Genomic DNA, 3,044 nt, shown 5'->3' on the forward strand with positions numbered 1-3,044 from the left:
GGCGTACGTATCGCCACACCGCAGGTGGGCCAGGACCAGCAGGGCCTGGCGGCCGGCCGACAGACGGCGCCACCGTGTCCCGATCTCCCGCCGCCCGGCAGCGAGTTGCCTGCTCAGATACCTCAGGGTGCGGGTGGACAGATCGATCGAGGACGGGTAGACAAGCACGCGAAGCTCCTGGCGGACATGGGTGATCTTGGTCGAGAACCCGTCTACCAGGAGCTTCGTTGTTCCGTACAGCCCTCTCTCACCAACATCTCTGCGCTGCAGCCAGGTTGAAAACGGCTCACTGCGAGATACACCCACCCCCCAGTGCAGGGCTGTTGCAAAGTCCGCTCGACGCGCACCCCGGCCTTCGGGCGTTCGCGTCCCGACGACGAGCTCCGGATGGTTCCGCGACGCGATCCTCGAGTTCCTGCCCCACCCCGGCCTCGGCGAGTGGAACGACGTCCTGCTGCGCGCTTGCCACGGCCGGGGCGAACAAGACCGCGACTGGGTCCAGCAGTAGATCCCACCTGAGCCGACGCACCGCCGGCAGCGGCGCCGTGAAGGACCGAGCGTCTACGTCTGCAAGCCTGGACTTCCCGCCACAACGGCAGCATGCGCTCGATCAGCGCGACGTTCCGCATGACCGAACCCGCCGACGCCCAGGCGATGAAGTGGATGACCGCGACCGTGCCGCCACGCACTGCGCTGGGGCAGCTCACGTCCGACCCCGGCCTGACGACCGCCGCACCCACCTGGCTGTGACTGAGCACGGCGGTTGTCACCAGTATCCCGGCGCGACCTGGTACTTCTTGGCATCTTGAGCGCGGTTGCTGTCACTGGATGAGCGCGCTAGTTGTCACCGACTCGCCGTGTGCAGGTTCGTTTCACCTGCGCCGATCTCACTCCCTTACCGTCTTTTCATGACCGCTGGAGCAGTCCTCACTATTGTCGGCGGGGGCCTCCAGTTCGCTGGCCTCGTAGCCGCGCTCCTAGGCCGTGTGCCGAAAGTGGATCAAGATGCCCGTTCAGGTCCTGGCATGCGTCATGCAATGCTCACGTCATGTCTGATCAACGCAAGGTTGCCATTGTCCGCTGGCCAGGCCAGGCCCCTTCCCTCCAGGATGGGCTGGGCGAGCTGTTGGCGGCCTACCATCTGCAGACGCAGGCCGAGAAGGGTGAGGATGTCGCCGGTGTGGATGGGCTGCCGAACCGCTACCGGGTAGAGGTCGCGGATCCGCAGGCCGTGTTCGTTGACGATGTCGTGCTGCTGGCGTTGAGCGGGGACACCGCAGTGGGTTGCCTGGTGGTGACCGCCTGTGTCGAGGGACGCTCCGAGGTCAAGAGACTCTGGACGGACCCGGAGTTCCGGGGGCGGGGTATCGCATCCAGCCTGGTCAGCGCCGCGCTCGCGCATGCTGCGGAAAGCGGCGTCAGCGCGGTGCGGCTGTCGGTGTGGAAGTGGCGGGCAGGCGCAATCGCCCTGTACGAGCGGCTCGGATTCACCGTCACCGAGTCGTGGGACGAGCGGGACGAGCTGGTCTGCATGGAACGTGCCGTGTGAGTGCGTCACAGCCATTCATTGATGGCTGCGACGAGTACGGTCGCCTCGTAGCGGACTGCGAGTTTGTCATAGCGCGTCGCCACGGCTCGGTGTCTTTTGAGGCGGTTGATGCCGCACTCCACTGCATGCCGCGCCTTGTAGTCCGCCGGGTCGAACTTCGGCGGCCGGCCGCCTTGGGAGCCGCGTTTCTTGCGGTTGCGGGCCTGGTCGGCCTTGTCCGGGATGGTGCATCGGATCCCACGCTGCCGTAGGTAGGCGCGGTTCTTGCGGGAGGCGTACGCCTTGTCAGCGCGGACTCGATCGGGGCGAACGCGCGGCCTGCCCGGCCCCAGCCGGGGGACCCTGATGCGGCCCAGGACGACCTCGAACTGCGGAGAGTCGCCGCGCTGTCCGGCCGTGATCACAATCGACATGGGCTTCTGGCGCTGCTCAACGGCCAGGTGCAGCTTTGTGGTCAGGCCGCCGCGCGAGCGTCCGAGCCCGTGATCGTCCGGCTCGGTGGCGATGCCGCCAGGCGGCTCCTTCTGCAGGTCCCCCTTTTTCGCGCCCCGGCGGCATGCTGGTGGACGCGCACAACGGTTGAATCGACGTTGATGTCCCAGATAATCAGGTCCTTTGCGTCAGCCCGGGCCTGCAGTTGGGTGACGATTCGCTGCCAGGTACCGTTTCGCTGCCAGCGGCGGAACAGGTCGTACACCCGGCCCCACGGCCCGTACTCCTCGGGTACGTCCCGCCAGGGGATGCCGGTGCGCACCCGGAAGCGTATGCCGTCGATCAGCTGACGCCGGGTCCATATCGGCGGCCGACCGGGCTTCTTACCCTTGGGCAACAGCGGTTCCAGCACTGCCCACTGTGCGTCGGTCAGATCTCCACGCGCCACAAGTCAAGATCATTCCATATCCATGATCCACTTTCGGTACACGCCCTAGGCGTCCGCAGAACTCGAATCGAGTACGCCCGGGACCGGCTCGGGGCGTGGGGTCAGACAAGAGAATGGCTCGACGCTTTATGCCGCATCTTCAAACGACTGCCGCCGGTAGAGGGAACTGCCGCGATGACCCTTCCCTCGGTGGATTCAGCCGGGACGGCCTTCAATGCGGTCGTGGTGGCGTCACCTGCGCCCGATGCCACCGCCATCGAGCGCGAGCAGTTCCTTGTGGAAAGGGTGATCTGGCTCCAGGAGGAGGCGGGCCGCCTTAGGGAGAGCCTGGATAAGGAGACCCGTGAGCGCCGCCAGTCCGTCAGGCTCCTCAACGGAACAGTGAAGGATGAAGCGCACCAGCTCCGCAAGATCATCAAATCGGTTGTGACGGATGGCCTTGCCCAGGAGGCGATGGGCCTTGGGCTCGCTGCGCTCGGGACACTTCTGATGATCATCGGAGCTGCTATCTAACGAGCTTGTGCATGGTTGGCGGTGGCGCGTCGGCGCCTTGATCGTTGATCATGGTCTGTGTGGTGGGGAACCGGGCACGTGCAGCAATCATCCAGAGCCAGC

The 3,044-nt window shown here is 65.6% G+C and carries 4 protein-coding genes and 1 pseudogene; 3 read left to right on the forward strand and 2 right to left on the reverse strand.

From position 1 onward, the window contains the following. Positions 1-168, reverse strand: a pseudogene (locus ACWDZ4_RS35000) (IS5/IS1182 family transposase); the annotation flags it as partial. Positions 169-600: 432 nt separating this feature from the next. On the opposite strand from ACWDZ4_RS35000, the gene ACWDZ4_RS35005 reads away from it, so the two are divergent. Then, positions 601-750, forward strand: coding sequence for a hypothetical protein (locus tag ACWDZ4_RS35005; protein ID WP_451512419.1), 150 nt, complete (start codon positions 601-603; stop codon positions 748-750). A gap of 298 nt (positions 751-1,048) precedes the next feature. Then, positions 1,049-1,549, forward strand: coding sequence for a GNAT family N-acetyltransferase (locus ACWDZ4_RS35010; protein ID WP_451512420.1), 501 nt, complete (start codon positions 1,049-1,051; stop codon positions 1,547-1,549). Positions 1,550-1,554: 5 nt separating this feature from the next. Here ACWDZ4_RS35010 and ACWDZ4_RS35015 read toward each other — a convergent pair. After that, positions 1,555-2,429, reverse strand: a protein-coding gene (locus ACWDZ4_RS35015; RefSeq protein WP_451512421.1) for an IS5 family transposase whose coding sequence is annotated in 2 segments (ribosomal slippage) — positions 1,555-2,060 and positions 2,060-2,429 — 876 coding nt in all. Because the reading frame shifts where the segments join, the coding sequence is not laid out codon by codon here. A 174-nt stretch (positions 2,430-2,603) separates the two neighbouring features. Between ACWDZ4_RS35015 and ACWDZ4_RS35020 the strand changes: the two genes are divergently transcribed. Beyond that, positions 2,604-2,942: a hypothetical protein gene (locus tag ACWDZ4_RS35020; protein WP_451512422.1), complete on the forward strand. Its 339-nt coding sequence runs from the start codon at positions 2,604-2,606 to the stop codon at positions 2,940-2,942. Positions 2,943-3,044 lie beyond the last annotated feature (102 nt).

It is taken from the genome of Streptomyces sp. NPDC003016 (assembly GCF_053591455.1).